The organism is Enterobacter sp. AN-K1 (assembly GCF_020971765.1).
In the GTDB taxonomy this organism is placed as follows: domain Bacteria; phylum Pseudomonadota; class Gammaproteobacteria; order Enterobacterales; family Enterobacteriaceae; genus Enterobacter; species Enterobacter hormaechei_C.
Genome location: NZ_CP087390.1, coordinates 3,105,321 through 3,129,140, shown reverse-complemented (window position 1 = coordinate 3,129,140; position 23,820 = coordinate 3,105,321). Strand labels below are relative to the sequence as shown.

Sequence of the window (23,820 nt, the reverse complement as noted above, 5' to 3'; positions counted from 1 at the left end):
CACGATGAGTAATCTCTTACCCGAACAGTATGCTAACACAGCACTTCCCACCCTCCCCGACCAGCCTGATAACCCGGGCGTCTGGCCACCGCATGAGCTGACCTGCGCGCATATCAAAGCCCACATGGAGGTTTTCCATCGCTGGCTGGGTAACGCATTTGACGCAGGCGTTTCGGCCGAGCAGCTCATTGAAGCGCGCACCGAATTTATCGACCAGCTCCTGCAACGTCTGTGGATCGACTACGGTTTCGGACAGGTGAGCGACGTCGCGCTGGTTGCGGTCGGCGGCTATGGCCGGGGTGAACTGCATCCACTCTCTGATATCGACCTGCTGATCTTAAGCCGTAAAAAACTGCCGGACGATCGGGCGCAGAAAATCGGTGAACTGTTGACCCTGCTCTGGGACGTAAAGCTGGAAGTGGGCCACAGCGTACGCACGCTGGAAGAGTGTCTGCTGGAAGGGTTATCTGACCTGACCGTCGCCACCAACCTGATTGAAACCCGCCTGCTGATTGGCGACGTTGCGCTGTTCCTCGAACTGCAAAAGCACATCTTTAGCGACGGCTTCTGGCCTTCGGAAAAATTCTTCGCCGCGAAAGTCGAAGAACAAAACCAGCGCCACCAGCGCTATCACGGTACCAGCTATAATCTCGAACCGGATATTAAAAGCAGCCCCGGTGGCCTGCGCGATATCCACACGCTGCAATGGGTCGCCCGTCGACATTTTGGGGCAACATCGCTGGACGAAATGGTCGGGTTTGGTTTTCTGACCGAAGCCGAACGTAACGAACTCAATGAGTGTCTGCATCTGCTGTGGCGCATCCGTTTTGCCCTGCACCTGGAAGTCACCCGCTACGATAACCGCCTGCTGTTTGACCGACAGCTCAGCGTGGCGCAGCGCCTGAATTACCAGGGCGAGGGCAACGAGCCGGTCGAGCAAATGATGAAGGATTTCTTCCGCGTCACCCGCCGCGTCTCTGAGCTAAACCAGATGCTGTTACAGCTGTTCGATGAGGCGATCCTCGCGCTGACGGCAGACGAAAAACCGCGTCCGATTGATGACGAATTTCAGCTGCGCGGCACGCTTATCGATCTGCGCGACGAAACGCTGTTCATCCGCGAACCGGAAGCGATCCTGCGAATGTTCTACACCATGGTGCGCAACAGCACGATCACCGGGATCTACTCCACCACCCTGCGTCATCTGCGCCATGCACGACGCCATCTGAAGCAGCCGCTGTGTTACATCCCGGAGGCGCGCTCGCTGTTCCTGAGCATGCTTCGTCATCCGGGCGCCGTCAGCCGCGGTCTGCTGCCGATGCACCGTCACAGCGTATTGTGGGCCTATATGCCCCAGTGGTCGCATATTGTCGGGCAGATGCAGTTCGACCTGTTTCACGCCTATACGGTAGATGAGCACACGATCCGCGTCATGCTGAAGCTGGAAAGCTTCGCTAAAGAAGAGACGCGATCCCGCCATCCGCTGTGCGTTGATCTGTGGCCACGTCTGGCGCACCCGGAGCTGATCCTGATCGCCGCCCTGTTCCATGATATCGCCAAAGGTCGCGGCGGCGACCACTCCGTGCTCGGTGCCCAGGACGTGCTGAAATTTGCCGAGCTGCACGGCCTGAACTCGCGTGAAACGCAGCTTATCGCCTGGCTGGTTCGCCATCATCTGCTGATGTCAGTTACCGCTCAGCGTCGTGATATTCAGGATCCGGAAGTGATCAAGCAGTTCGCCGAGGAAGTGCAAACGGAGAACCGCCTGCGCTACCTGGTCTGCCTGACGGTAGCCGATATCTGCGCCACCAACGAAACCCTGTGGAACAGCTGGAAGCAGAGCCTGCTGCGCGAACTCTACTTCGCCACCGAAAAACAGCTGCGTCGCGGGATGCAGAACACCCCCGACATGCGTGAGCGTGTGCGCCACCATCAGTTGCAGGCGCTGGCTCTGCTGCGCATGGATAACATCAACGAAGAGGCGCTGCATCAGATTTGGGCGCGCTGTCGCGCCAACTACTTTGTGCGCCACAGCCCAAACCAGCTTGCCTGGCACGCCCGGCATCTGCTGAAGCACGACCTGACAAAACCGATGATTCTGCTCAGCCCGCAGGCCACGCGCGGCGGGACGGAAATTTTCATCTGGAGTCCGGACCGGCCTTATTTGTTTGCAGCGGTCTGTGCCGAGCTGGACAGGCGTAACCTGAGCGTGCACGACGCGCAGATTTTTACCACCCGCGACGGCATGGCGATGGACACCTTTATTGTGCTGGAGCCGGACGGCAGCCCGCTGTCGTCGGACAGGCATGAGGGGATACGCTTTGGCCTCGAGCAGGCGATTACGCAGCGCAGCTGGCAACCTCCGCAGCCGCGTCGTCAGGCGGCAAAACTGCGCCACTTTACCGTCGATACCGAGGTCAATTTCCTGCCGACCCATACCGACCGTAAATCGTTCCTTGAGCTGATTGCGCTCGACCAGCCAGGGCTGCTAGCCCGCGTCGGTCAGGTTTTTGCCGATCTGGGAATTTCGCTTCACGGCGCCCGAATTACAACCATTGGCGAACGAGTAGAAGATTTATTTATAATCGCGACGGCCGACCGGCGTGCCCTTAATAATGACCTGCAACTTGAAGTGCAACAACGGTTGACAGCAGCCCTCAATCCAAACGATAAAGGGTGACGTGTTTTTTAGTGAAATGGAAAGAGTAAACAATGCAGCAGTTACAGAACGTTATTGAGTCCGCTTTTGAGCGTCGCGCCGACATCACTCCGGCAAATGTGGATACCGTGACCCGTGAAGCGGTAAACCAGGTTATTTCCCTGCTGGATTCCGGCGCGCTGCGCGTGGCAGAAAAAATCGACGGTCAGTGGGTTACTCATCAATGGCTGAAGAAAGCTGTGCTGCTCTCTTTCCGCATCAACGATAACCAGGTTATCGACGGAGCAGAAAGCCGCTACTTCGATAAAGTGCCAATGAAATTTGCGGATTACGACGAAGCGCGCTTCCAGAAAGAGGGCTTCCGCGTAGTACCACCGGCGGCCGTTCGTCAGGGTGCCTTCATCGCACGCAACACCGTGCTGATGCCATCCTACGTGAACATCGGCGCCTACGTTGACGAAGGCACCATGGTGGACACCTGGGCTACCGTCGGCTCCTGCGCGCAGATCGGTAAAAACGTTCACCTGTCCGGCGGTGTGGGCATCGGTGGCGTTCTTGAGCCACTTCAGGCTAACCCAACCATCATCGAAGACAACTGCTTCATCGGCGCACGTTCCGAAGTGGTTGAAGGCGTGATCGTCGAAGAAGGTTCTGTGATCTCCATGGGCGTTTATATTGGCCAGAGCACCCGTATTTACGATCGCGAAACCGGTGAAATTCACTACGGCCGCGTTCCAGCTGGTTCCGTTGTGGTTTCCGGCAACCTGCCGTCTAAAGATGGCAAATACAGCCTGTATTGCGCGGTCATCGTGAAAAAAGTGGACGCGAAAACGCGCGGTAAAGTGGGCATCAATGAACTGCTGCGCACCATCGATTAATCGGGTATAACAAAAAGCGGGGGCAACCCCGCTTTTTTTATATCCGAAGGTGGCGAAAATAGATTTTTTCGTTAATTATTCATAGGTTATGTTGAGATCAAGGGTACCGCTATGTACGATAATCTGAAAAGTCTGGGCATTACCAATCCTGATGAAATTGATCGTTATAGTCTCCGCCAGGAAGCCAATAACGATATTTTGAAAATCTATTTTCACAAGGACAAAGGAGAGTTCTTCGCCAAAAGCGTGAAGTTTAAATACCCTCGCCAGCGTAAGACCGTTGTCGCTGACGGTATCGGTCAGGGATATAAAGAAGTACAGGAAATCAGCCCTAACCTGCGCTACGTGATCGACGAACTCGATCAAATCTGCCAGCGCGATCGCAGCGAAGTCGATCTGAAACGTAAGATCCTTGACGACCTGCGTCACCTGGAAAGCGTAGTCACCAATAAGATCAGCGAGATTGAAGCGGATCTTGAGAAATTGACGCGTAACAAATGAGCCGTTTTATTGCCCGGTGGCGCTTCGCTTACCGGGCCTATGAACGCATGTAGGCCGGGTAAGGCGAAGCCGCCACCCGGCAAACAGCATCATCTCTGTTCATCCAGCTGCAACGCCACATACAGCAATAGCCGGTCGTCAAAATTCCCTAAATCCAGCCCCGTCAGTTCCGAGATCCGGTTTAGCCGATACTCCAGCGTATTACGGTGAATAAACAGCGCTTTTGACGTTGCCAGCGGCTGCACGTTATGCCGGAACCATGCCTGCAACGTGCGGCGCAGCAGCCCGTTGTTGTCCATCGCTTTCAGACGCACAAGCGGACGCGCCAGCTCGTTGGCCTGCCAGCCACCGCGCAGGCTGTCGAGCAGGACCGGCAGCATCAGATCCTGATAGAAATAACTGCGGCTCTCCGGCATGCGCTGTTTCCCTACCATCATGGTGGTGCGCGCCGTTCGCCATGAACGGGCAATACTTCCCGGCCCGGTAAAGTAATTTCCCAGCGCGACGCGAAAACGGAGCTGTCCGTTCTCCTTCATGCGCTCGATGAGCAGCTCAACGCGGCGACGATGATCTTCCGCGTCCCAGCGACCAAACTGATTAAGCGCAGGCTTGAGCACCACCATTTCCGTCAAAGAGACAATCGCCACCAGGTTGTTACGCTCCGGCGTCGCCAGCATGTTTTGCAGCTGCTGTAGCTCCACCATGGCGCTGTCCACACCAAGCTGGCCGCTATCCACCTCAATAACGGCGACTACGCGCGGCTGATTCAGGTCGATACCCAGACGCTGCGCCCATTCGCTCAGGGCAGGCGTGTGCTCCTCCGCCTGAATCAAATTCATCACCAGCTCTTCACGCAAGCGGCTGTCCTGGGCGAGCAGGTGCATCAGACGCGACTGCTCCAGCATCATCTCCGCCGTCATGCAGACCAGCTCACCGTATTTACGCAGCGATTCAGGGTCGCCGGTCAGACCGATAACGCCAACAATCTCTCCTTCCAGACGCAGCGGCAGGTTGATCCCCTGACGGACCCCGTGCAGATGTTTCGCCACGGCGTCATCGATGTCGACCACGCGCCCCTGAGAGAGCACCAGCAACGCCCCTTCGTGCAATTCCCCAATACGCTCACGATCGCCGCTGCCGATAATGCGCCCGCGGGCATCCATTACGTTGATATTGGTATCAATGATGCGCATGGTTCGCGCCACGATATCCTGCGCCATTTTGGTATCAAGATGCCAGCCAGCCATATAACCCTCCCGTGAGCAGAGCTCAAGCATAGGGAAGTTCAGCTAAGGCTGCATTGTGCAGATGCCCAAAGGCAGAGAGAGATGTATGGAGTTGTGGGAAAGGTCACAGAAAAGAGAAAGCCCCTGCGAACAGGGGCTTAAGAAGATTATTGCATCAGGAGATAAATAGAGGTATCACCACGCTGAATATTCAGTGCCAGCACAGAAGGCTTGCTGTCGAGAATTTTGCGCAGTTCAGCGATGTTTTTCACCGGCTGCTGGTTAGCGCCCATGATCACATCACCTTTTTTCAGGCCGATACGGGCAGCAGGTGAGTTCGCTTTCACGTTGTTCACCACCACGCCTTTATCTGCCCCTTTGTTGCTCATCTCGGCACCTTCAATACCGCTGAAGATGGTGCTGGAATCGACCTGATTCTGACTGCTCTGTTGCAGTTCCAGGCTCACGTTAACCGGCTTACCTTCACGCAGCAGGCCGAGGGTCACTTTACTGCCGATTGGCATAGAACCAACTTCCGCACGCAGGGCGGCAAAGCTGCTGATCGGCTTACCGTTCAGAGAGGTGATCACGTCACCCGCTTTAATGCCGGCTTTCGCCGCCGAAGAGTTCGGCATGACCTGGCTTACGAATGCGCCGCGCTGAGCGTCCACTTTCATCGCTTTCGCCAGCTCGGAGTTCAGTTCGGTACCCATGATACCCAGCTCACCGCGTTTCACCTGTCCATATTGCACCATCTGCGCAGTCAGGTTTTTCACCATGTTGCTCGGGATAGCAAAGCCGATACCGATGTTGCCACCGTCCGGTGCCAGGATAGCGGTGTTGATACCGATCAGCTCACCGTTCAGGTTAACCAGCGCACCGCCGGAGTTACCACGGTTAATGGCCGCATCCGTCTGAATGAAGTTTTCATAGTTTTCCGCATTCAGGCCGCTACGTCCCAGCGCAGAGACGATACCCGAGGTCACTGTTTCGCCCAGACCAAATGGGTTACCGATGGCGACGGTGTAGTCACCCACGCGCAGCGCGTCAGAGTCGGCAAGCTTAATCGCCGTCAGGTTCTTCGGATCCTGGATTTGAATCAGCGCGATATCGGAGCGCGGGTCTTTACCAACCACTTTGGCATCGAATTTACGGCCATCGCTCATCTGCACCTTAATGGTGTTAGCATTATCTACCACGTGGTTATTGGTCACCACGTAGCCTTTCGCTGCATCAATAATAACGCCCGAGCCGAGTGCCATGAATTTCTGCTGCTGGCCGCCGCCCTGACCGTCATCCCCTGCGCCGCCGCCCTGACAGAACGGAGAACTCTGGAATGGCGAGCCGTCCTGGCAGAATGGCGAATTATCGCCGAAGAACTGCTGGAAATTACGCGGCATACGCGGCGTATTGACGGTCGTGCTGCCCTCAACGTTAATACTCACCACCGATGGCATCACTTTTTCGAGCATCGGGGCCAGGCTTGGCATCTGCTGCGCAGTCGCTGCCGAGGAAGCTGTCTCGGCCGCCATCGCCAGAGGGGACAGCGCTAAACCTAAACTCAGAGCCAGTGCACTCATTGCTAATGTGGTTTTTTTCATGTTTCTCAATCTCGATTTACCAGATAACGCAAAATTGCTGTGTAACTCAGATTCGTTTTATACCGCTTAGTTCCGGGATTAAGTTTATGGAAAAAGTAAAAATTTATTGGTCGTCTTTACAAAACTCATGGCTTATTCAACGGCCATAAGCTTGCGGTATTCATCCCAGGCATACAAATCTGTCATCCCGCTGATATAGTCCTGGATAAGACGACAGCGATAATAATATTCCATGACTGGCCATTGGGAAGAATGGCGATCTATTTTACTGACGGCTTCAATGTATGCCAGCCGGTGGCGGGTTGAAAGCTTCTGATAGAGACGAGATTCAATCGGCAGGCGGCGAACACGTTCATTTTCGACCAGCTCACTGAACTCATCGACCGTCAGCTGGAGCAGCGGGCCATAAATCTCCAGCAACCCGCTGATAACCCGGTATCCTTGCAGCTCCAGCTGTTCGACATCCGGGTGGCTGAAAACATGGCGAACAGCCACGTTTTTATATAATTCAAGAAGCTGACTAAAACTGCTCTCATCTTCCAGCAGGGCGTGATTAAATTCCCCGCTAAATATCATCGGCAAATTATCAATGAAACGGGCGGCCGCATACGGCACCAGTTTATTCAGCGTGTTCACCCGCAAATACATAAAGAACTGATCTTCGGTACTGCGGCTCAGCGAATTTGAACGCGATTTATCCCAGGCATTCTCAACGACCTGCGCAAACAGAGAACCTTTTTCATGCTCTCCCCAGGCATCATGAAGATGCTGATACAGCTCCTCGACGCTGAATATTCTTTTTTCCACCGCGTCTTCCAGATCGGCCACGCAATAAGAAATGTCATCAGCCGCTTCCATAATCCATGTCAATGGAAAACGGCCATTAGGGGTCAGAGACAGTTCTTTACGCAACCGCGCGATGTATGCTTCTTCCGATAAGTAATAGCCCGGTTTTTTCATCAGGTAGCTATGCGTGGCGGGCGTTTCTCCGGTCCACCATGCGGGACGCGTGTATTTAAGAATACAGCCCACCTGGGCCCAGGTCAGATTCATCCGCATCAGGGAGTGCACCAGACGGATCCCCTGCGCGTTACCTTCGAAATGACACAGATCCTGGCGCACCTTACGGCGCAGATCGTTCAGGCTATCTTCGCCTTCACGCAGGCATAAATCGCGTACCACACAGCGGTCATCGCTGAGCGGCTGGCTTATGGCGTCAGAGGGAAAAAGCCGCTGTTTAAACCAGTCATTGATGGCGGCCTCGCCGAAATGACCAAAGGGAGGATTGCCGATATCGTGCATCAGGCAGGCCATCTCAACGATGCTTTCGAACGGCCCGGTCAGTTCATCCAGTCCGTAGGTTTCCAGCAGACGTTGCTCTTTGAGACGGCTGAGGATCTCTTTCGCAATGTAGCGCCCCACCTGCTGCACTTCCATGGAGTGCGTTAACCGCGTACGCACCGCGGCGTTACGCTCCAGCGGGAACACCTGGGTTTTTTGCTGTAACCGACGGATGGCGGGCGAGTTGATGATGCGTCCGCGATCGCTTTCGAAAATGCGCAGGATCTCATGTTCGCTCTTATCGCCCTGTGGCGAACGGAAACGTCGGTGCCAGTTAATTTTGGTGCGAAAATCGATTGGTGCCATGTGCTCCCCCGCGTGAGAATGCGTTTCCCCTTAACCGCATGATAGACTATGCATCTTAACAAGGCACATCGCGAGTAAATCTATGAAAATCGGCATTATTGGTGCAATGGAAGAAGAAGTTACGCTGCTGCGTGACAAAATTGAGAACCGTCAGACCCTCTCCCTCGGTGGCTGTGAGATCTACACCGGCCAGCTGAACGGTGTTGACGTGGCTCTGCTGAAATCAGGCATCGGTAAAGTTGCAGCGGCACTGGGCGCGACCCTGCTGCTTGAGCGCTGCAAGCCTGACGTTATCATTAATACGGGTTCTGCGGGCGGTCTGGCGCCGACGCTGAAAGTGGGCGATATCGTGGTTTCCGACGAAGCGCGTTACCACGATGCAGATGTCACCGCATTCGGCTACGAATATGGTCAGCTTCCGGGCTGCCCGGCCGGGTTTAAAGCGGATGATAAGCTGATTGCCGCCGCTGAAAGCTGCATTAACGAGCTGAACCTCAATGCGGTGCGTGGCCTGATCGTCAGCGGCGATGCCTTTATCAACGGCTCTGTCGGTCTGGCGAAAATCCGTCATAACTTCCCGCAGGCTGTGGCCGTTGAGATGGAAGCCACGGCCATCGCGCACGTATGCCATAACTTCAGCGTGCCGTTCGTGGTCGTTCGCGCTATCTCTGACGTGGCGGACCAGCAGTCCCACATCAGCTTCGACGAATTCCTGGCCGTTGCGGCGAAACAGTCCACCGTGATGGTGGAAACCCTGGTGCAGAAACTGGCGCGTGGGTAAGGTGTCATTCAGGGCGCTGGTCGCCCTGCTTCTGCTCGCTCCGGCCTGGCTCATCGCCGCGCCGCGGGTGATCACTCTCTCTCCTGCCAATACGGAACTGGCGTTTGCCGCCGGGATCACGCCCGTTGCGGTGAGCAGCTTTTCCGATTATCCACCGCAGGCCGCCCATATCGAACAGGTTGCCACCTGGCAGGGAATGAACCTGGAACGCATCGTGGCGCTAAAGCCCGATCTGGTCCTCGCCTGGCGCGGCGGTAATGCCGAACGGCAGGTGAACCAGCTCTCTTCGCTGGGAATAACGGTGAAATGGGTGGACGCGGTGAGCATCGAACAGGTGGCGCAAACCCTCCGTGACCTCGCGCCTTTCAGCCCTACCCCCCAACGCGCCGGGCAGGCTGCACAGCAGATGCTCAACGACTATGCCGCGCTAAAAGCCCGATACGGCACGCAACCGAAACAACGCGTTTTTCTGCAATTTGGCAGCCAGCCGCTGTTCACTACCGGGAAAGGCTCGATCCAGAACCAGGTGCTTGAAACCTGTGGAGGTGAAAATATCTTTGCCGAAAGCCGGGTTCCCTGGCCCCAGGTCAGTCGTGAGCAGGTTCTTGCGCGACAACCGCAGGCCATTGTGGTGGTCGGAAATGCGAGCGAGATTCCTAAAATAGAACAATTCTGGCATCGGCAGCTTAAAATTCCGGTCATCGCACTCAACAGCGACTGGTTTGAACGCGCCAGCCCGCGTATTATCCTCGCCGCAAAACAACTCTGCGCCGAACTGGCAGAGAGTCACTCAAACAGATAAATACCCCCTTCGAGGATTTAACGATGCTCGTGTATTGGCTGGATATTCTTGGCACAGCCGTTTTTGCTATCTCCGGCGTTTTGCTTGCCGGAAAACTGCGCATGGACCCTTTTGGCGTACTGGTACTCGGCGTTGTTACGGCGGTGGGAGGCGGAACGATCCGCGATATGGCGCTGGCAAATGGCCCGGTATTTTGGGTAAAAGATCCCACGGATCTGGTGGTGGCGATGGTCACCTGCCTGTTAACCATCGTGCTGGTTCGTCAGCCTCGCAGACTGCCAAAATGGATATTGCCGGTGCTGGATGCCGTCGGTCTGGCGGTCTTTGTGGGAATAGGCGTGAATAAAGCCTTTATTGCCGGGACTGGCCCGCTGGTGGCGATCTGTATGGGCGTGTTAACCGGCGTGGGCGGAGGGATTATTCGCGACATACTGGCGCGAGAAGTCCCGATGATCCTGCGAACGGAAATCTACGCGACGGCCTGTATCATCGGGGGGATTGTTCACGCCACGGCGTATTACACCTTTGCTGTCCCGCTGGAGAATGCGGCGATGCTGGGGATGGTGGTCACGCTGGTGATCCGTTTAGCGGCGATACGCTGGCACCTGAAGCTGCCGACGTTTGCGCTGGATGAAAATTCAAGATAGGCGTCGTTTATAAGCCCGGTAGCGCTTCGCTTACCGGGCCTACAATCTGCGTTCAGGCTTAAATACTGAACGAAGAACCACACCCGCAGGTGCTGGTCGCATTCGGGTTAGTCACCACAAAGCGCGAACCTTCCAGACCTTCAGTGTAGTCCACTGAACCGCCCACCAGATATTGCAGGCTCATCGGGTCAACCACCAGCGCGACGCCCTGTTTCTCGATAGTCATATCACCATCGTTAACCTGATCGTCAAAGGTAAAACCATACTGGAAGCCACTACAGCCGCCGCCGGTAATATAAACACGCAGTTTCAGATCCGGATTGTCCTCGTCGGCAATCAGGGTTTTCACTTTTTTCGCTGCTGCTTCGGTAAATTCCAGCGGCAACGCTACGTCATCACTCATCTTATGCTCCCATGAATACTGCGACTGCTATTGGGCAAAAATCACCCAATTCTTTTTGTCATTATCTAATACCCTGGTAATTCATTCAAGTATTCTGCTTCAGGGCCTGTTCAGCTTCCTGTTTCGCCAGGGTACGGGCAAGAATGGTGGAGTATAGCGGTTTTCCACCCAGGAATTGGGCTAATAGTGTCGCGCCGAGACAGGTAATGATCATTGGCAAAATGAGCTGGTAATTGTCGGTCATTTCCAGCACCAGTACGATCCCGGTCAGCGGCGCGCGCAGGGAGGCCGCCAGCAGCGCCCCCATTCCCGCAACCGCAAACGTCCCCGCATCCAGATGGTAGGCCGGGAAACCTGCCGCCGCCGCCATCCCGAACGCCGTACCCAGCAGCGTTCCCAGTGCCAGCATCGGAGCGAAAATGCCGCCCGGTGCGCCGGAGGAGAAGCACAATACCGTAGTGATGACGCGAGAAATAAACATAAACAGCAGCAGGCCTACGCTGAAATTCCCCGCCGCGGCAATGGGAATCAGGCCGAAACCGCCGCCCGCCGCATTCGGTTCGATGAAACCGAGGATCCCGCACACGCCGCCAAGCAGGCCTCCCACCAGCACCCATTTCGTGGTATTTCCGCCATGGATGCGCTGAAACATATCCTGCGCCCGTAAAATCAGGGTGTTAAAAAGCGGGCCGACGACGCCAAAAATCATCCCAAGAACCAGATACAGCCATAAAGTATTGACCGGCGCATTGGTCAGCTTGCCAACTTCAATCACCGCTCCTTCGCCGTTAAAGACGCGAAAGACAATGCTCGACATAATCACGCCGGTAAACACCGCTTTAATGGAGATCAGGTTGTAGCGGAACTGGGCGCGCATCTCTTCAATGATAAACAGGATACCCGCCAGCGGCGCGTTAAACGCCGCAGACAGCCCCGCTGCGGCCCCCGTCGCCAGCAGTGTATGTCGTGCTTCGGCGCTGCGCATACGGAACAGATCGCCGACCATGCGCCCGACGTTACCGCCCAGCTGTACCGTTGGCCCTTCCCGACCGAGCACCATGCCCGCCCCGAGGGTTCCCATCCCGCCGATAAATTTCACAGGAAGCACCCGCCACCAGCGAACCGGGCGTAGTTCCTCCAGCGCCCCCTCAATTTCAGGGATCCCCGAGCCACCTGCTTCAGGTGCGAATTTACGCACCAGAAAATACCCCACCATGGCAAACAGCGCCGAAAGGCCAAAGGCCCACACCCAGACCAGCCATTCCCGATCGGCAAAGCTGGCGACGGTACCTATGCGCCAGTTGAGCACCGCGTTGACCGCTTTCTCGAATGCGACTCCCACCAGCCCGGCCAGCGTACCGACCACGGCGGCTGCCAGCAGAATGGCTAACGGGGTTTTGTCACGGTTGAGCAGCCGCCGGATACTGACCCGGTGCTTCGCGCGCGTAAACTGTTGTTGTTCAAAAGAAGGTGTGTTCTCGTTCATTACCTGTTCTGTTTCGTCATACAAAAGGCCGCAGGGATTCTACCAGAGACAATCCCCTCGTCCCCTGAAAAATACTTAACAATTGTTAAGCCTTCTGAGGGGCAAAAATTTTATAACCTCTTCCGAATCACTTAGAATAGTTGCCTTAACTTATTTCTACGAACCAGGAACGACGCCATGAGCAAGTCTGAAAACCTCTACAGCGCAGCCCGCGAGCTAATCCCAGGCGGCGTGAACTCACCCGTGCGCGCCTTTACCGGCGTGGGTGGCACCCCGCTGTTTATCGAACGTGCGGATGGGGCATATCTGTATGATGTGGATGGTAAAGCCTATGTCGATTACGTCGGCTCCTGGGGCCCGATGGTACTGGGGCACAACCACCCGGCGATCCGCAACGCGGTGATTGAAGCCGCTCAGCGCGGCCTGAGCTTCGGCGCGCCAACCGAGATGGAAGTCAAAATGGCGGAGCTGGTCACCGAGCTGGTGCCAACGATGGACATGGTGCGTATGGTGAACTCCGGTACCGAAGCGACCATGAGCGCTATTCGTCTGGCGCGCGGTTTTACCGGTCGTGACAAGATCATCAAGTTCGAAGGTTGTTATCACGGCCACGCCGACTGCCTGCTGGTAAAAGCCGGTTCCGGCGCGCTGACGCTCGGTCAACCGAACTCCCCGGGGGTGCCGGCTGATTTCGCGAAACACACGCTGACCTGCACCTATAACGATCTGAACACCGTTCGCGCCGCGTTCGAGCAGTATCCGCAGGAGATCGCCTGCATCATCGTTGAACCGGTGGCGGGCAACATGAACTGTATTCCACCGCAGCCGGATTTCCTGCCGGGCCTGCGCGCACTGTGCGATGAGTTCGGCGCGTTGCTGATCATCGACGAAGTGATGACCGGTTTCCGCGTCGCGCTGGCGGGAGCACAGTCATACTACGGCGTAGAGCCGGATCTGACCTGCCTCGGCAAAATCATTGGCGGCGGCATGCCTGTCGGCGCGTTTGGCGGCCGTAAGGACGTGATGGACGCGCTGGCGCCAACCGGTCCTGTTTACCAGGCGGGTACGCTCTCCGGTAACCCGATTGCGATGGCGGCGGGCTTTGCCTGTTTGACCGAAGTGGCGCAGCCGGGTATCCACGAAACCCTGACGGACCGGACGACGCAGCTGGCAAACGGCCTGCTGGAAGCCGCAGAAGACGCGGGTATTCCGCTGGTGGTAAACCACGTCGGCGGGATGTTCGGGATTTTCTTCACCGATGCGAAAACCGTGACCTGCTATCAGGACGTGGTGAAATGCGACGTGGAACGCTTCAAACGCTTCTTCCACCTGATGCTGGAAGAAGGCGTGTATCTGGCCCCGTCAGCGTTTGAAGCGGGCTTTATGTCCGTGGCACACAGCGAAGAAGATATCAATAACACCATCGACGCAGCGCGTAAGGTGTTTGCGAAGCTCTAAGGGCATTGCCGGGTGGCGCTAACGCTTACCCGGCCTACGATGTTCTCCATCTTCCCTTGGGAGAGGGAGCAAACACGAAAACGGCAATCCAAGGATTGCCGTTTACTTTTACTACCGACTCTGCTTTCTCAACAGATATATAAAGTACGGCGCGCCGATAAAGGTCGACAGCAGGCCCGCCGGGATCTGATACGGGAACAGCACCATCCTTCCGCACCAGTCAGCAAAGACCAGGATCGCTCCGCCCGTCAGCGCAGAGATCACGATATGCGGCAAAGTCCTGCGGAAGCCCATCATACGGGCGATATGCGGCGCCATTAATCCGACAAAACTGAGCGGGCCGATAGTCATGGTGGCCGTCGCCGTCAGGCACGCGGCCAGCAGCAACAGGGCGATACGCGTTGGCGTCAGCGCCACTCCGACCGCGCGGGCGGTATCCCCACCCAGCGGCAGAATGGTCATCCAGCGACGGCACAGCGGCACAATCGCCAGCAGCACGATCATCACAATCCCGGTATGCACCACCTGACTGCCGGTGGCGTTGTACGTTGAACCGGAAATCCAGGTCAGGATCTGCGCCATGCGCGGATCGCCGCTCGCCTGCAACATCATCAGCAGCATAGTAAACGCGGTGCTGAGCGCCATCCCGGCCAGCAGCATGCGGTGAGGTGAGAACCCCCCTCGCCCGGAGGCGATCAGGATAATCATCAGCGTGACTGCCGCGCCGATACTCCCGGCAGGCATCAGCCAGCCGAACGCATTTCCCGGCACGAGGAACAACATTAACACTACGCCAAACGCGGCCCCGGAGCTGATCCCTAATACTTCCGGGCTTGCCATCGGGTTGCCGGTGAGACGCTGGATAATACAGCCCGCCACCGCCAGCATGACGCCCGCAATCAGCGCGGAGAAGATCCGCGGCCAGCGCCACTGCATGAGTTCATGCAGCAAATCCCCCGTCGCCCAGTGCCAGCCCGTGGCGTCGCGTCCCAGCGAGAGTGCGGCAAACGAGGCGATAACCAGCACCGCCAGCCCGGCAAGGCTGAACCACACCACCGACTGACGTTCGGCATGTACTTTATCGCCGGCATCCATTGCCGGGGCGCTAATGCTGCGCAGGCGCGGCAACAGCCACAGCAGCAGCGGCGCGCCGATCAGGGCCGTCACCGAGCCCGTGGAAACTTCCATCCAGACGCGCGCCAGCCAGAGAATGAGTTGATCGGAAAGCCAGAGGATCAGCGCACCAATCAGCGGAGCCAGCATCAGACGCGCCAGCAGACGGCGCGCGCCGAGCATTTTTGCCAGCAATGGCGCAAACAGGCCGATAAACCCGATGATGCCGACGGCGTTAACCAGTAACGCGCTCAGCACAATCGCCAGGGTCAGGGCCGCCAGACGCGCCAGCGACAGCGCCAGCCCCAGATTGCGCGCCACGCCGTCATCGAGGCCCATCAACGTCAGCGGACGCAGCAGCAGCAGCGTCAGCACCACGCCGCCGAACAGCTGCGGCCACAGGCGCTGGACGATACTCCAGTCGGTCTGGGTGAGCGTGCCGGTACTCCACATAAACATGCTTTGCAGCTGGTCGTGGTGAAACAGCACCAGCAGCTGGTTGATCGCCCCACAGTAGAGGCTGACGACCAGCCCCGCGAGGATCAGCGTGACCGGCGAGAGACGTTTTCCCCAGGCCACGCCAAAGACCAGCGCACCGACCACACATGCGCCTGCCAGCGCGGCAAACTGCGAGGTTAACGCTCCCGGCAGGGTCCAGAGAGTGGTGATGGTGATCCCCAGCTGAGCCCCCGTCGCCACGCCCAGCGTGGTCGGCTCTGCCAGCGGGTTACGCAGCACCTGCTGAAACAGTACGCCCACCAGTCCCAGTCCCGCCCCGACCAGCAGAGAGATAGCCAGACGCGGCAGCAGGCTGTAGTGGAACAGCATTTGCTGAATATTATCGATATCCGGTGCGGCAAACGCGGCTGCCCATTGATCGCGCGGTAACGCCGTGCTCAGGTTAAAGCCGGTTAACACCAGGGCAGCCAGAAAAATGAGCGCTAACAGTAACATTGGGAAACGGGCCATCCGCGTGCTCATGCCTTGCCTCCCAGTGCATTGTCCAGCACGCGGGCAAAATGCATTGCCGACAGCGTCGCGCCGTAGAACCATACCGCTGGTGCGCGCAGGAAGCGCTGCTCGCGGACGAACGGCATTGCCTGCCAGAGCGGGGTCGCCATCAGGGTTTGCATCTCGCGCTCGTTCCCGTGATCGAAGCACAGCACGTCCACATCATGAAACGCCGCCAGACGGTCAATACCCACGGCGGTACTGCCCCAGAATGTCATCTCGCCTTCCCAGGCATTGCGAATGCCAAAGCTGTCGAGCACTTCCTGGAACAGACAGTTATTTCCAAAGACCAGCATATGGCGGGCATCCAGCAGGGTTACCATCAGCAAAGGCCGATCGCCACGGTGGGCAAAGCGCGGCTTGAGGGAATCAATCAGCGCATCAAATTCATCGAGATGTTTTTTCGCCTGAGCCTCACGGTTGAGAAACTGCGCCATCTCGTGGATGGAATTTTTTGCCATGGTCAGCGGCTTTTTGCCGTCGCTAAAGGAAAAGCCCCGTCCGGGCGCAATCTTCGCCATGGTCTCTTCCGACGGGCCATACCCCGCAGACCAGAATAAATAAGACGGTTTCATCTGGGTGAGAAGCTCAAGGTTCGGCTCCGTACGCAGGCCAATGTCGATGACGGAGTCCGGCAGTTTTGGCTCATTCACCCACAGGGTGTAGTTGGGAATATCGGCCACGCCGTAAGGCGTCACGCCAAGCGCCATCATCAGTTCGACGGGCAACCACTCCAGCGCCACGATGCGGTGCGGATCGATAGCCGCAGCGCGGGCCGGGCCCATCTTTAACAGCAGCGGTGAGAGCGCCATGGCCGTCAGCAGGCGACGGCGGCTAATGAATGTTGAATCCAGCATCAGTAGACAAAGCTCACGGGTGCAGCCCCGGCTGGGTGAGGCAGGATGCCCATAGGAATACCGTAGATATGTTCCAGCGTTTCGCTGCGCATCAGTTCGGCAGGCGTACCCTGAGCGATCATTTCACCGCCGCGCAGCGCTACCAGGTAGTCGCAATAGCGTGCCGCCATGTTGATATCATGCAGAACGGCAATCACCGTCAGGCCGCGCTGCTGACTTAAGCGATGCACCAGCGCCAGGACGTCAACCTGATGAGCAATATCCAGCGCCGAAGTGGGTTCGTCGAGCAGCAGGCAGCGGCTGTCCTGCGCCACCAGCATCGCGATCCATGCGCGCTGACGCTCGCCACCGGACAGGCTATCCACCAGACGGTGCGCCAGCGGTTTTAACCCAACCAGCGCGATCGCCTCTTCCACTTTCTCCCTGTCAGCGACGCCAAAACGCCCGAGCGCACCGTGCCACGGATAACGTCCAATCGCCACCAGCTCGCGCACCGTCATCCCCTCCGCCTGCGGCAACTGCTGCGGCAGATAGGCCACCTTGCGGGCAAAGGCCTTACTGCTCCAGCTCGCCAGCGGCTGGTCATCCAGCAATATGTCGCCCTCGGACGGCGGCTGATGACGACCCAGCATCTTCAGCAGCGTCGATTTACCGGAACCATTGTGCCCGATTAAACCGGTCACTTTACCTGCGGGAAACGTCAAAGAGAGCGGATGCAGCAAGGTGCGCCCGGGTACGCGAAAGGAGAGATTGTTAAGCGTGAAGGTGGAGTCGGATTGCGTTTTATTATCCTGCATGTCAGCCAACTTAAATAAAAAGGGCACGGCGAACCGTGCCCATAAAGAGGTTAGAAGCGGAAGGTCGCGGTGGCAACAACCTGGCGTCCTGCTCCCCAGTAGCATGCATACTCGCTGTAGCAGCTGGAGACGTATTCACGGTCAAAGATGTTGTTCACGTTGACGCCGACGGAAGATCCCGGCAGACCAAAGCGCGCCAGATCGTATTTCACGGTCGCATCCGCCAGGGCATAACCCGCGACGTTAAAGGACTCATAGGCTTTAGGCGACGCTGAGGAGTAGTACGTCACCGTGTTACCGATGTAACGCGCGCCCGCACCGACGGTCAGGCCACTCAGCGCCGTCTCGTGGAAGGTGTAATCCGCCCACAGGGATGCCATGTTGCGCGGTACTTCTGCCGGACGACGACCTTCATACCAGGTATCATGGGTATATTCCGCATCTGTGTAGCTGTAGGCCGCCGTTACGTTCACGTTAGCCGACACCGCCGCTTTCGCTTCCAGCTCAAAGCCACGGGAGCGAATTTCACCGCCCTGCACGCTAAAGCCGCTGGTCGGGTTCGCCGGATCGGCGGTCAGGTTGTTGTTCTTGGTCAGCTGATAGACCGCTGCCGTCACCACAACAGGCAGATCTTTCGGAACATACTTCACGCCCGCTTCATACTGCTTGCCGCGCGCCGGATCGAAAGGTTTGCCGCCCTGGGTGGTGCCAGAGAGCGGCTCAAAGGATTCACTGTAGCTGAAGTATGGGGTGATCCCGTTGTCGAACAGGTAGTTAATCCCCCCGCGCCAGGTAAATGCCTGATCGTTAATTTCCGCGGTGGTCCCGTTATTACGGTTAAAGGCAGACGTTTTTGCAAAGTCATAGCGGCCACCCATGGTGAGTACCCACTTATCCCATTCCGCCTGATCCTGCGCATAGAGCCCGGTCTGCTCCTGGCGATTTAGCATGGCATACGGGAAGTTCACATTGACGTTCGCATTGCCGTGCTGCGGATTGTTCATGCTGATCGGATCGGCGGTACCGTAGTCAGCATCAATATCATTGCGCATACGAAGGTAATCCACCCCCGTCAGCAGCGTATGGTCAACGGCACCGGTCGCGAATTTCGACTGGAGCTGTGTATCAACCGTGAACGAGTTGAGGTCTTCATCTGAGCGCACGTACGCACGGCTGATCTGGGCCGGAGCGATATAGCCATTACCGTAAACTGAACGGTAAAGCGTATTGATTTTGGTATAACGCAGATTCTGACGCACGGTGAAGGTGTCGTTGAATTCATGCGCGAAGCTGTAACCCACCATTTTCTGACGACGGGAGATCTTATTGTCTTCATCGCCTTCGTTGAAATCGGTCGGCAGTTTGTGCGCCTTTCCGTTAGCATCATAGTAAGGCACAACGGTACCTTCACGCGGCAGCCAGCCGTAGTAACCCGCATCCGGATCGCTCTGGAAGTTGCTCAGGAAAGTGAAATCAGTTTTATCATCAGGACGCCAGCTGAAAGACGGCGCAATCGCGTAACGAGTAGACTTCACCATCTCCTGCTGCGCATTTTCACTGCGTCCCAGGCCGGTCAGACGGTAGGACCACACGCCGTTATCATCAATCGCGTCGCTGAAGTCAAACCCAGTCTGCCACAGGTTATCCGTCCCCATTTTGAACTGAATTTCTTTTAACGGTTCCGTGGTTGGACGCTTGCTGACCATACTCACTACGCCGCCAGGGTGGCTTTTTCCATACAGTACGGACGTCGGGCCTCGCAGCAGCTCTACGCGCTCCAGGAAGTATGGGTCCATCGACGCTTCAGAGTAGTTATCCCCTTGCAGCTTCATACCGTCCAGATACTGGTTGGTGTTCACTGTACTGGAGGTCGTAAAACCACGAATAGAAACCACGTCATAGGTCGTGGAGGCGCCGCGCGTTGCGAAAACGCTCGGCGTGTAGGCCAGCGCCTGTTTAACCGTCCCCGGCTGTTTCATGTCCATCTCTTCACGTGTGACCACGGAAATGGACTGCGGGGTTTTCTCGATCGGTGTATCGGTTTTCGTCGCCGTTGCAGTGCGCTTTGCTGCAATCGTCGGTGCAGGCCCCCAGGCACTCTCCTGCGCAGCCGGTGCGGCAGTAACAGTAATGGTTTCTTCTTTTTTCGGGGTTTCGGCGGCATGAGCATAAGCAGACATGCCGGCAACCGCTGTGGCTACGACGACCGCGATTTTACGCAGCGACGTGTTAATTGGCTGAGCAGTATTGGAAAGCGCCATGATGGATCTCTGATGGAAAAAGTGAATGATAACGTAAACGAGAATTATTATTATGACCGCAGAATAATATGCGAAACGTTGGCTGCATAGCAAGCAGTATGCGGCCCTACAAGATTTAAGGGTTTAAGAATTAACCAGATGAAAATAGAGGGTTAATGAAGTTAGCGAAATGATCGCTAAAGCCTGCCGAAACGGGCCGGAGGGCTTAACGATAGAAGAGTTCGAAAGTCGCGACGGCGTCGACTTTCCCGGCTTTAACCTCTCCCGTTTTGATGTAACGGGCTTTGAGTGGGATCTCAACCGGGACGTTGTCCTGGGTACGGGTTATTGCCGTGTAGCTCTGGTCGAACTGTAACACCGCATCGTTCTTGTCGAGGATTTGAATGCCTACGCCGCTTGCAGCGTTGTCTCCGGTAGCAATATTGAGGATATTGCCATCCGTTACGCCAGTCGACCCTGCACTGGTGAACTGATAATCAATTTTTGTCCCGGCGGCGCAGTCCGTAATATCAATCCTGAAACGACTGTCGGTCAGGATGTCAGAATACTGACCGTTAAAATCGTGCGCATTGACCGTTTCCAGCGGCACGTAGATGTTTTTATCCGCCAGGTTACAGGTGTTTGTCGTAATGTGCACACTGGTTGGTGAAAAGCGAATTTCGCCTATCACGTCGTTATCGTAAGTTTCATGTGAGGTTAACAGGGACGTATTAAGATCGCCCTCTTCGACTTCACCAATAACGATCAACTGAGCGGTAGCCCGGAAATTGTAATTCGTTGAAAAGCTTCTGATCGTGCCAAGATAAGTTTCCGGCCTGATAATGTCTTCTTCGGTATAGCTGGGGAACTGGGTTGTAGACGCTGCAACGCGAATGCCAATCCCGGTCACGTTGGTTTTATACACTCCGGGTAAAACATCTTCACGCGCATCAGCATCACTCAATGAGAGATAGCCTCTACGTACCCGAACGGAATCACCATCACATCTTTGCGCAATTTCACCTGATTCCACGCTGGCGTCATAAATAATGGTACCGACCTGAACGTCTGGCTCAAGCTGGATGACAGCGGGAATGTTGAAGGTAACAATTCCCCCGCTACTTCCGCCTCCCGTAAATGTACAAGTTGCGAATGCCGGAGCTGAAAACAGCATGATTAGGCCAGCCATTGCGCTGATGAATAGTTCTTTGCTACGCCTCATTGGCAATTTACCGTCATTTTCAAAATAGTTGCTGAGCGCCCGGGAGGGAGATCCCCCGCCCACGCACACCGTTGATCGCGCCCGTCACCCCACTGCACATTCAGGGAAACCGCTTCATGCAGACCGGTAAGCCAGACTTCTCCTTCATCACCGACGATAGCCGTTGCACTTTCCTGCGTGACAATGGCGCCGAAAGGTACCGGCTTGCCGTGGAAAAGCAGCGTGATAAGCGCACGCTTCCCCACTCGTGCATCAAAATTCGCTGAGATGGCCGCGCCTTTTGTTGGGACAACATCCTGGGTAGCGGCGGCAATTTCAATATCTTCACGATCCTGGGTGTTGACCGTAATACCGTTTTTCCGGTAGGCCGTCAGGGAAGGGACAATCGCGTTACCAAAGCGATCGGTGTAGATCCCTCGCCCGTTCTGTACTTTGACGTTATCGCCATCTTTGATATGGACAATGGCAAAGGCGTCGCGGACGGATTGCCCCAGGGTTACTCCATGTTCATGCGCAACAATTGAACCCTGCGCGCTGTAGTTCCACTGTCGGTTATCGCCCCCGTAGTTATACCCCAGCCCGACATCACCGGCAGATCCCCGGTAGCGCCCGGATACACTGCCACCATAGCCAGTATCGTGACTGGCATAGGTCTGCTGGAGGTTATAGCTGAGGTTATTGTTCTCAAGTGCCGTGCCGCCGATCCCTACCTGATGCGAAACGAATCCACCGCTGGCAGTGTTGGCGCTGTAAGTTGACCATGCGTTCGCTAGCCAGCGTGAAAGAGGTACGTTGACCATCAACGCCATTTGCCGATCGGTATTGGCGTCCGGCGTACGCGTCAGGCTGTAGCTTACCGACCAGGTTATACCGCGCCAGCCGGAGCTTAGCCCCGCACTGACGCTGCGCTCGTGTCCCGCCATGTTCCAGTAATCCTGCTGATAACCATTAAGGTAAGCCGATCCCCAGTCCGAAACGCGTTGGGAAAGATTAACCTGCATGCGGCTGCGCCGATTATTGGTTCGCCGATAGGTATAAATCCCATCGTCAATCTCGCTGTCACGCTGGTCGACAGCTTCCTGAAAGGTATAAAACCCTGAGGTGGAATAACGGTAGCTGGCAAGCGTCACGGTGGTGTCTGTATCCGGAATATCCCTGGAATACTGCGCACGCCATGACATCCCGCGGGCATCATCTCGTCCATCATCAAAAGCCGTACGGGCGGCGGTCACATCCACGGATGCCGATCCGAAACGGCCAAGATCGGCCCCTGTTCCCGCCAGCATAGCCTGATACGACGATGCAACGAGCGCGCCGGCGTATGTTGTTACGCCATAAGGCAGGCCGTAAATGACCGTCCCTTGCAGAAAAGGGGGCTCGTCCTCACCTTCATTACCGCGATAACGCCCTGCCGCCAGCGAATATTTAAATGCCCCTTCCCGCTGTAGCACCGGTACCGATGCGCTGGCCTGGATGAAGCTGTGTTCGCTGCCGTCGGCCTCTTCCACCGTCACCTCCAGATCCGGGCCGGATGTGACCTGGCTTAAATCGCGGATCTCAAATGGCCCCGGAGAGACGTTGCTTTGATAAATGGTGTGGCCGTTTTGCCTGATGGTGACCTTTGCATCGCTATTTGCGATACCACGCACCACGGGGGCAAACCCCTGCTGGCTGGTGGGCAGCATGGAAGTATCCGTTTCCAGCTTCACGCCGGTCATTTGGACGCTGTCGAAAAGCTCGCCGTTAGTGTACGTCTGGCCTATCTCAAGCTGGCTTTGCAGGGTTTTGATATCACGTTGCAGCGTACTGGCGATTGCATCCCAACCGGCGTTGTCACTCCAGGTGCTGTTGTTACGCAACCGCCACGCCCCGAGGTTGATCCCCGACTCCAGGCCAAGCCATGCAGATGACGTTTTACCAGAACGATAGTGCTGCTGAGAGCCGCTAAACTGGTAGCTTGTCCAGGCGGCGGGAGCACCGTCATCCCAGAATTTCGGCTCGATAGCCCCGGCCGCAGCCTGATCGCGGTATTTTTGCGGGATCACCAGCTTGAGGGTCTGATTATCCTGGTCGTAATCGTAGCGGGCATTATCAATAAAATGGGAGATGTCATCGATTATCACCGCATCATCCAGATCTTTCATGTCCGGGATCGTGTCGACTTTTACCCCTAATGCACGCAGATCCGCTTTGGTCAGCTCCGGTAACAGGCGCTGCTTATCGTCAGACAAGATCCAACTCACCGTGCGTTTATCCAGAACATCCCGATCCCACATAATGGTCGTCAGAAAGTTTCCGGGCAGTAAGCCATTATCATTAATGAAATTTTTTAGCGTTGAGGTGTTTTCCAGCGGAGTGTCCATCTCGAGGATCCGCAGGTTAAATTCGTCATCTGCACTCACAGGCTGGATCATCGCGAGCAGCGCTAACGCGATTCCCTTCAGAACCTGTTTGTAGAGTGGAGATGACGACATAGGGTACCAGCATTGTG

Annotated in this window: 18 protein-coding genes; 7 read left to right on the top strand and 11 right to left on the bottom strand. The window is 56.2% G+C overall.

Features of this window, described 5'->3' with window-relative positions; translation table 11 throughout:
- The first annotated feature begins 4 nt into the window (after positions 1-4).
- The 3 genes from glnD (at position 5) to LOC22_RS14860 (ending at position 4,038) form a co-directional block, all read left to right on the top strand.
- The gene (gene glnD / locus LOC22_RS14870) at positions 5-2,680 is read left to right on the top strand and encodes a bifunctional uridylyltransferase/uridylyl-removing protein GlnD (RefSeq protein WP_032666890.1); all 2,676 of its coding nucleotides are present in this window, start codon (positions 5-7) and stop codon (positions 2,678-2,680) included.
- Positions 2,681-2,712: 32 nt separating this feature from the next.
- The gene (gene dapD / locus LOC22_RS14865) at positions 2,713-3,537 is read left to right on the top strand and encodes a 2,3,4,5-tetrahydropyridine-2,6-dicarboxylate N-succinyltransferase (RefSeq protein WP_003856214.1); all 825 of its coding nucleotides are present in this window, start codon (positions 2,713-2,715) and stop codon (positions 3,535-3,537) included.
- Positions 3,538-3,648: 111 nt separating this feature from the next.
- Positions 3,649-4,038: a DUF3461 family protein gene (locus LOC22_RS14860; protein WP_015572719.1), complete on the top strand. Its 390-nt coding sequence runs from the start codon at positions 3,649-3,651 to the stop codon at positions 4,036-4,038.
- Between the two features lie 89 nt (positions 4,039-4,127).
- On the opposite strand, the gene LOC22_RS14855 is transcribed toward LOC22_RS14860, so the two are convergent.
- The 3 genes from LOC22_RS14855 to dgt all read right to left on the bottom strand — a co-directional run bounded on the left by LOC22_RS14855 (position 4,128) and on the right by dgt (position 8,512).
- The gene (locus LOC22_RS14855; RefSeq protein ID WP_003856217.1) at positions 4,128-5,285 is read right to left on the bottom strand and encodes a CdaR family transcriptional regulator; all 1,158 of its coding nucleotides are present in this window, start codon (positions 5,283-5,285) and stop codon (positions 4,128-4,130) included.
- A gap of 146 nt (positions 5,286-5,431) precedes the next feature.
- Positions 5,432-6,865 carry a serine endoprotease DegP gene (degP, locus tag LOC22_RS14850; RefSeq protein WP_015572718.1) on the bottom strand — a complete coding sequence of 478 codons (1,434 nt, stop codon included), beginning with the start codon at positions 6,863-6,865 and terminating at the stop codon, positions 5,432-5,434.
- 132 nt (positions 6,866-6,997) lie between these two features.
- On the bottom strand, positions 6,998-8,512 hold the full coding sequence (gene dgt / locus LOC22_RS14845; RefSeq protein ID WP_040117234.1) for a dGTPase: 1,515 nt from the start codon (positions 8,510-8,512) through the stop codon (positions 6,998-7,000).
- Between the two features lie 82 nt (positions 8,513-8,594).
- Here dgt and mtnN point away from each other — a divergent pair, with 82 nt between their 5' ends.
- Genes mtnN through LOC22_RS14830 form a run of 3 tightly spaced genes read left to right on the top strand, consistent with a single transcriptional unit; the run spans position 8,595 to position 10,742 of the window.
- The gene (gene mtnN, locus LOC22_RS14840; RefSeq protein WP_003856223.1) at positions 8,595-9,293 is read left to right on the top strand and encodes a 5'-methylthioadenosine/S-adenosylhomocysteine nucleosidase; all 699 of its coding nucleotides are present in this window, start codon (positions 8,595-8,597) and stop codon (positions 9,291-9,293) included.
- On the top strand, positions 9,286-10,095 hold the full coding sequence (gene btuF / locus LOC22_RS14835) for a vitamin B12 ABC transporter substrate-binding protein BtuF (protein ID WP_017383741.1): 810 nt from the start codon (positions 9,286-9,288) through the stop codon (positions 10,093-10,095). The genes mtnN and btuF overlap by 8 nt, the downstream gene beginning before the upstream one ends.
- A gap of 23 nt (positions 10,096-10,118) precedes the next feature.
- Positions 10,119-10,742, top strand: coding sequence for a TRIC cation channel family protein (locus tag LOC22_RS14830; protein WP_003856227.1), 624 nt, complete (start codon positions 10,119-10,121; stop codon positions 10,740-10,742).
- A 58-nt stretch (positions 10,743-10,800) separates the two neighbouring features.
- On the opposite strand, the gene erpA is transcribed toward LOC22_RS14830, so the two are convergent.
- Together erpA and clcA are read right to left on the bottom strand one after the other, a co-directional pair.
- Positions 10,801-11,145 (bottom strand): iron-sulfur cluster insertion protein ErpA, encoded by a 345-nt coding sequence (erpA, locus tag LOC22_RS14825; protein WP_003856230.1) that lies wholly within the window; start codon positions 11,143-11,145, stop codon positions 10,801-10,803.
- Between the two features lie 85 nt (positions 11,146-11,230).
- Entirely contained in the window at positions 11,231-12,631 is a 1,401-nt protein-coding gene (gene clcA, locus LOC22_RS14820) for a H(+)/Cl(-) exchange transporter ClcA (RefSeq protein ID WP_017383743.1), read from the bottom strand.
- 177 nt (positions 12,632-12,808) lie between these two features.
- Here clcA and hemL point away from each other — a divergent pair, with 177 nt between their 5' ends.
- Complete coding sequence (hemL, locus tag LOC22_RS14815) at positions 12,809-14,089, top strand: glutamate-1-semialdehyde 2,1-aminomutase (protein WP_015572714.1); 1,281 nt, start codon at positions 12,809-12,811, stop codon at positions 14,087-14,089.
- A 111-nt stretch (positions 14,090-14,200) separates the two neighbouring features.
- Here hemL and fhuB read toward each other — a convergent pair whose 3' ends face one another.
- From fhuB to LOC22_RS14785, 6 genes are all read right to left on the bottom strand, one after another.
- Complete coding sequence (gene fhuB, locus LOC22_RS14810) at positions 14,201-16,183, bottom strand: Fe(3+)-hydroxamate ABC transporter permease FhuB (RefSeq protein WP_023295942.1); 1,983 nt, start codon at positions 16,181-16,183, stop codon at positions 14,201-14,203.
- Entirely contained in the window at positions 16,180-17,070 is an 891-nt protein-coding gene (fhuD, locus tag LOC22_RS14805; protein WP_230239003.1) for a Fe(3+)-hydroxamate ABC transporter substrate-binding protein FhuD, read from the bottom strand. Before fhuD ends, fhuB begins: the two co-directional genes overlap by 4 nt.
- On the bottom strand, positions 17,070-17,867 hold the full coding sequence (gene fhuC / locus LOC22_RS14800; RefSeq protein WP_003856242.1) for a Fe3+-hydroxamate ABC transporter ATP-binding protein FhuC: 798 nt from the start codon (positions 17,865-17,867) through the stop codon (positions 17,070-17,072). The genes fhuD and fhuC overlap by 1 nt, the downstream gene beginning before the upstream one ends.
- 50 nt (positions 17,868-17,917) lie before the next feature.
- Positions 17,918-20,128, bottom strand: coding sequence for a ferrichrome porin FhuA (fhuA, locus tag LOC22_RS14795; RefSeq protein ID WP_015572711.1), 2,211 nt, complete (start codon positions 20,126-20,128; stop codon positions 17,918-17,920).
- Between the two features lie 205 nt (positions 20,129-20,333).
- Complete coding sequence (locus LOC22_RS14790; protein ID WP_223862345.1) at positions 20,334-21,281, bottom strand: fimbrial protein; 948 nt, start codon at positions 21,279-21,281, stop codon at positions 20,334-20,336.
- A 44-nt stretch (positions 21,282-21,325) separates the two neighbouring features.
- Entirely contained in the window at positions 21,326-23,803 is a 2,478-nt protein-coding gene (locus tag LOC22_RS14785; RefSeq protein ID WP_230239002.1) for a fimbria/pilus outer membrane usher protein, read from the bottom strand.
- Between the last annotated feature and the right edge of the window lie 17 nt (positions 23,804-23,820).

Bases quoted from the DNA above. Each gene is read 5' to 3' on its own strand.
- glnD (WP_032666890.1), top strand. From the start codon at position 5: ATGAGTAATCTCTTACCCGAACAGTATGCTAACACAGCACTTCCCACC.
- dapD (WP_003856214.1), top strand. From the start codon at position 2,713: ATGCAGCAGTTACAGAACGTTATTGAGTCCGCTTTTGAGCGTCGCGCC.
- LOC22_RS14860 (WP_015572719.1), top strand. From the start codon at position 3,649: ATGTACGATAATCTGAAAAGTCTGGGCATTACCAATCCTGATGAAATT.
- LOC22_RS14855 (WP_003856217.1), bottom strand. From the start codon at position 5,285: ATGGCTGGCTGGCATCTTGATACCAAAATGGCGCAGGATATCGTGGCG.
- degP (WP_015572718.1), bottom strand. From the start codon at position 6,865: ATGAAAAAAACCACATTAGCAATGAGTGCACTGGCTCTGAGTTTAGGT.
- dgt (WP_040117234.1), bottom strand. From the start codon at position 8,512: ATGGCACCAATCGATTTTCGCACCAAAATTAACTGGCACCGACGTTTC.
- mtnN (WP_003856223.1), top strand. From the start codon at position 8,595: ATGAAAATCGGCATTATTGGTGCAATGGAAGAAGAAGTTACGCTGCTG.
- LOC22_RS14830 (WP_003856227.1), top strand. From the start codon at position 10,119: ATGCTCGTGTATTGGCTGGATATTCTTGGCACAGCCGTTTTTGCTATC.
- erpA (WP_003856230.1), bottom strand. From the start codon at position 11,145: ATGAGTGATGACGTAGCGTTGCCGCTGGAATTTACCGAAGCAGCAGCG.
- clcA (WP_017383743.1), bottom strand. From the start codon at position 12,631: ATGAACGAGAACACACCTTCTTTTGAACAACAACAGTTTACGCGCGCG.
- hemL (WP_015572714.1), top strand. From the start codon at position 12,809: ATGAGCAAGTCTGAAAACCTCTACAGCGCAGCCCGCGAGCTAATCCCA.
- fhuB (WP_023295942.1), bottom strand. From the start codon at position 16,183: ATGAGCACGCGGATGGCCCGTTTCCCAATGTTACTGTTAGCGCTCATT.
- fhuD (WP_230239003.1), bottom strand. From the start codon at position 17,070: ATGCTGGATTCAACATTCATTAGCCGCCGTCGCCTGCTGACGGCCATG.
- fhuC (WP_003856242.1), bottom strand. From the start codon at position 17,867: ATGCAGGATAATAAAACGCAATCCGACTCCACCTTCACGCTTAACAAT.
- fhuA (WP_015572711.1), bottom strand. From the start codon at position 20,128: ATGGCGCTTTCCAATACTGCTCAGCCAATTAACACGTCGCTGCGTAAA.
- LOC22_RS14790 (WP_223862345.1), bottom strand. From the start codon at position 21,281: ATGCTGTTTTCAGCTCCGGCATTCGCAACTTGTACATTTACGGGAGGC.
- LOC22_RS14785 (WP_230239002.1), bottom strand. From the start codon at position 23,803: ATGTCGTCATCTCCACTCTACAAACAGGTTCTGAAGGGAATCGCGTTA.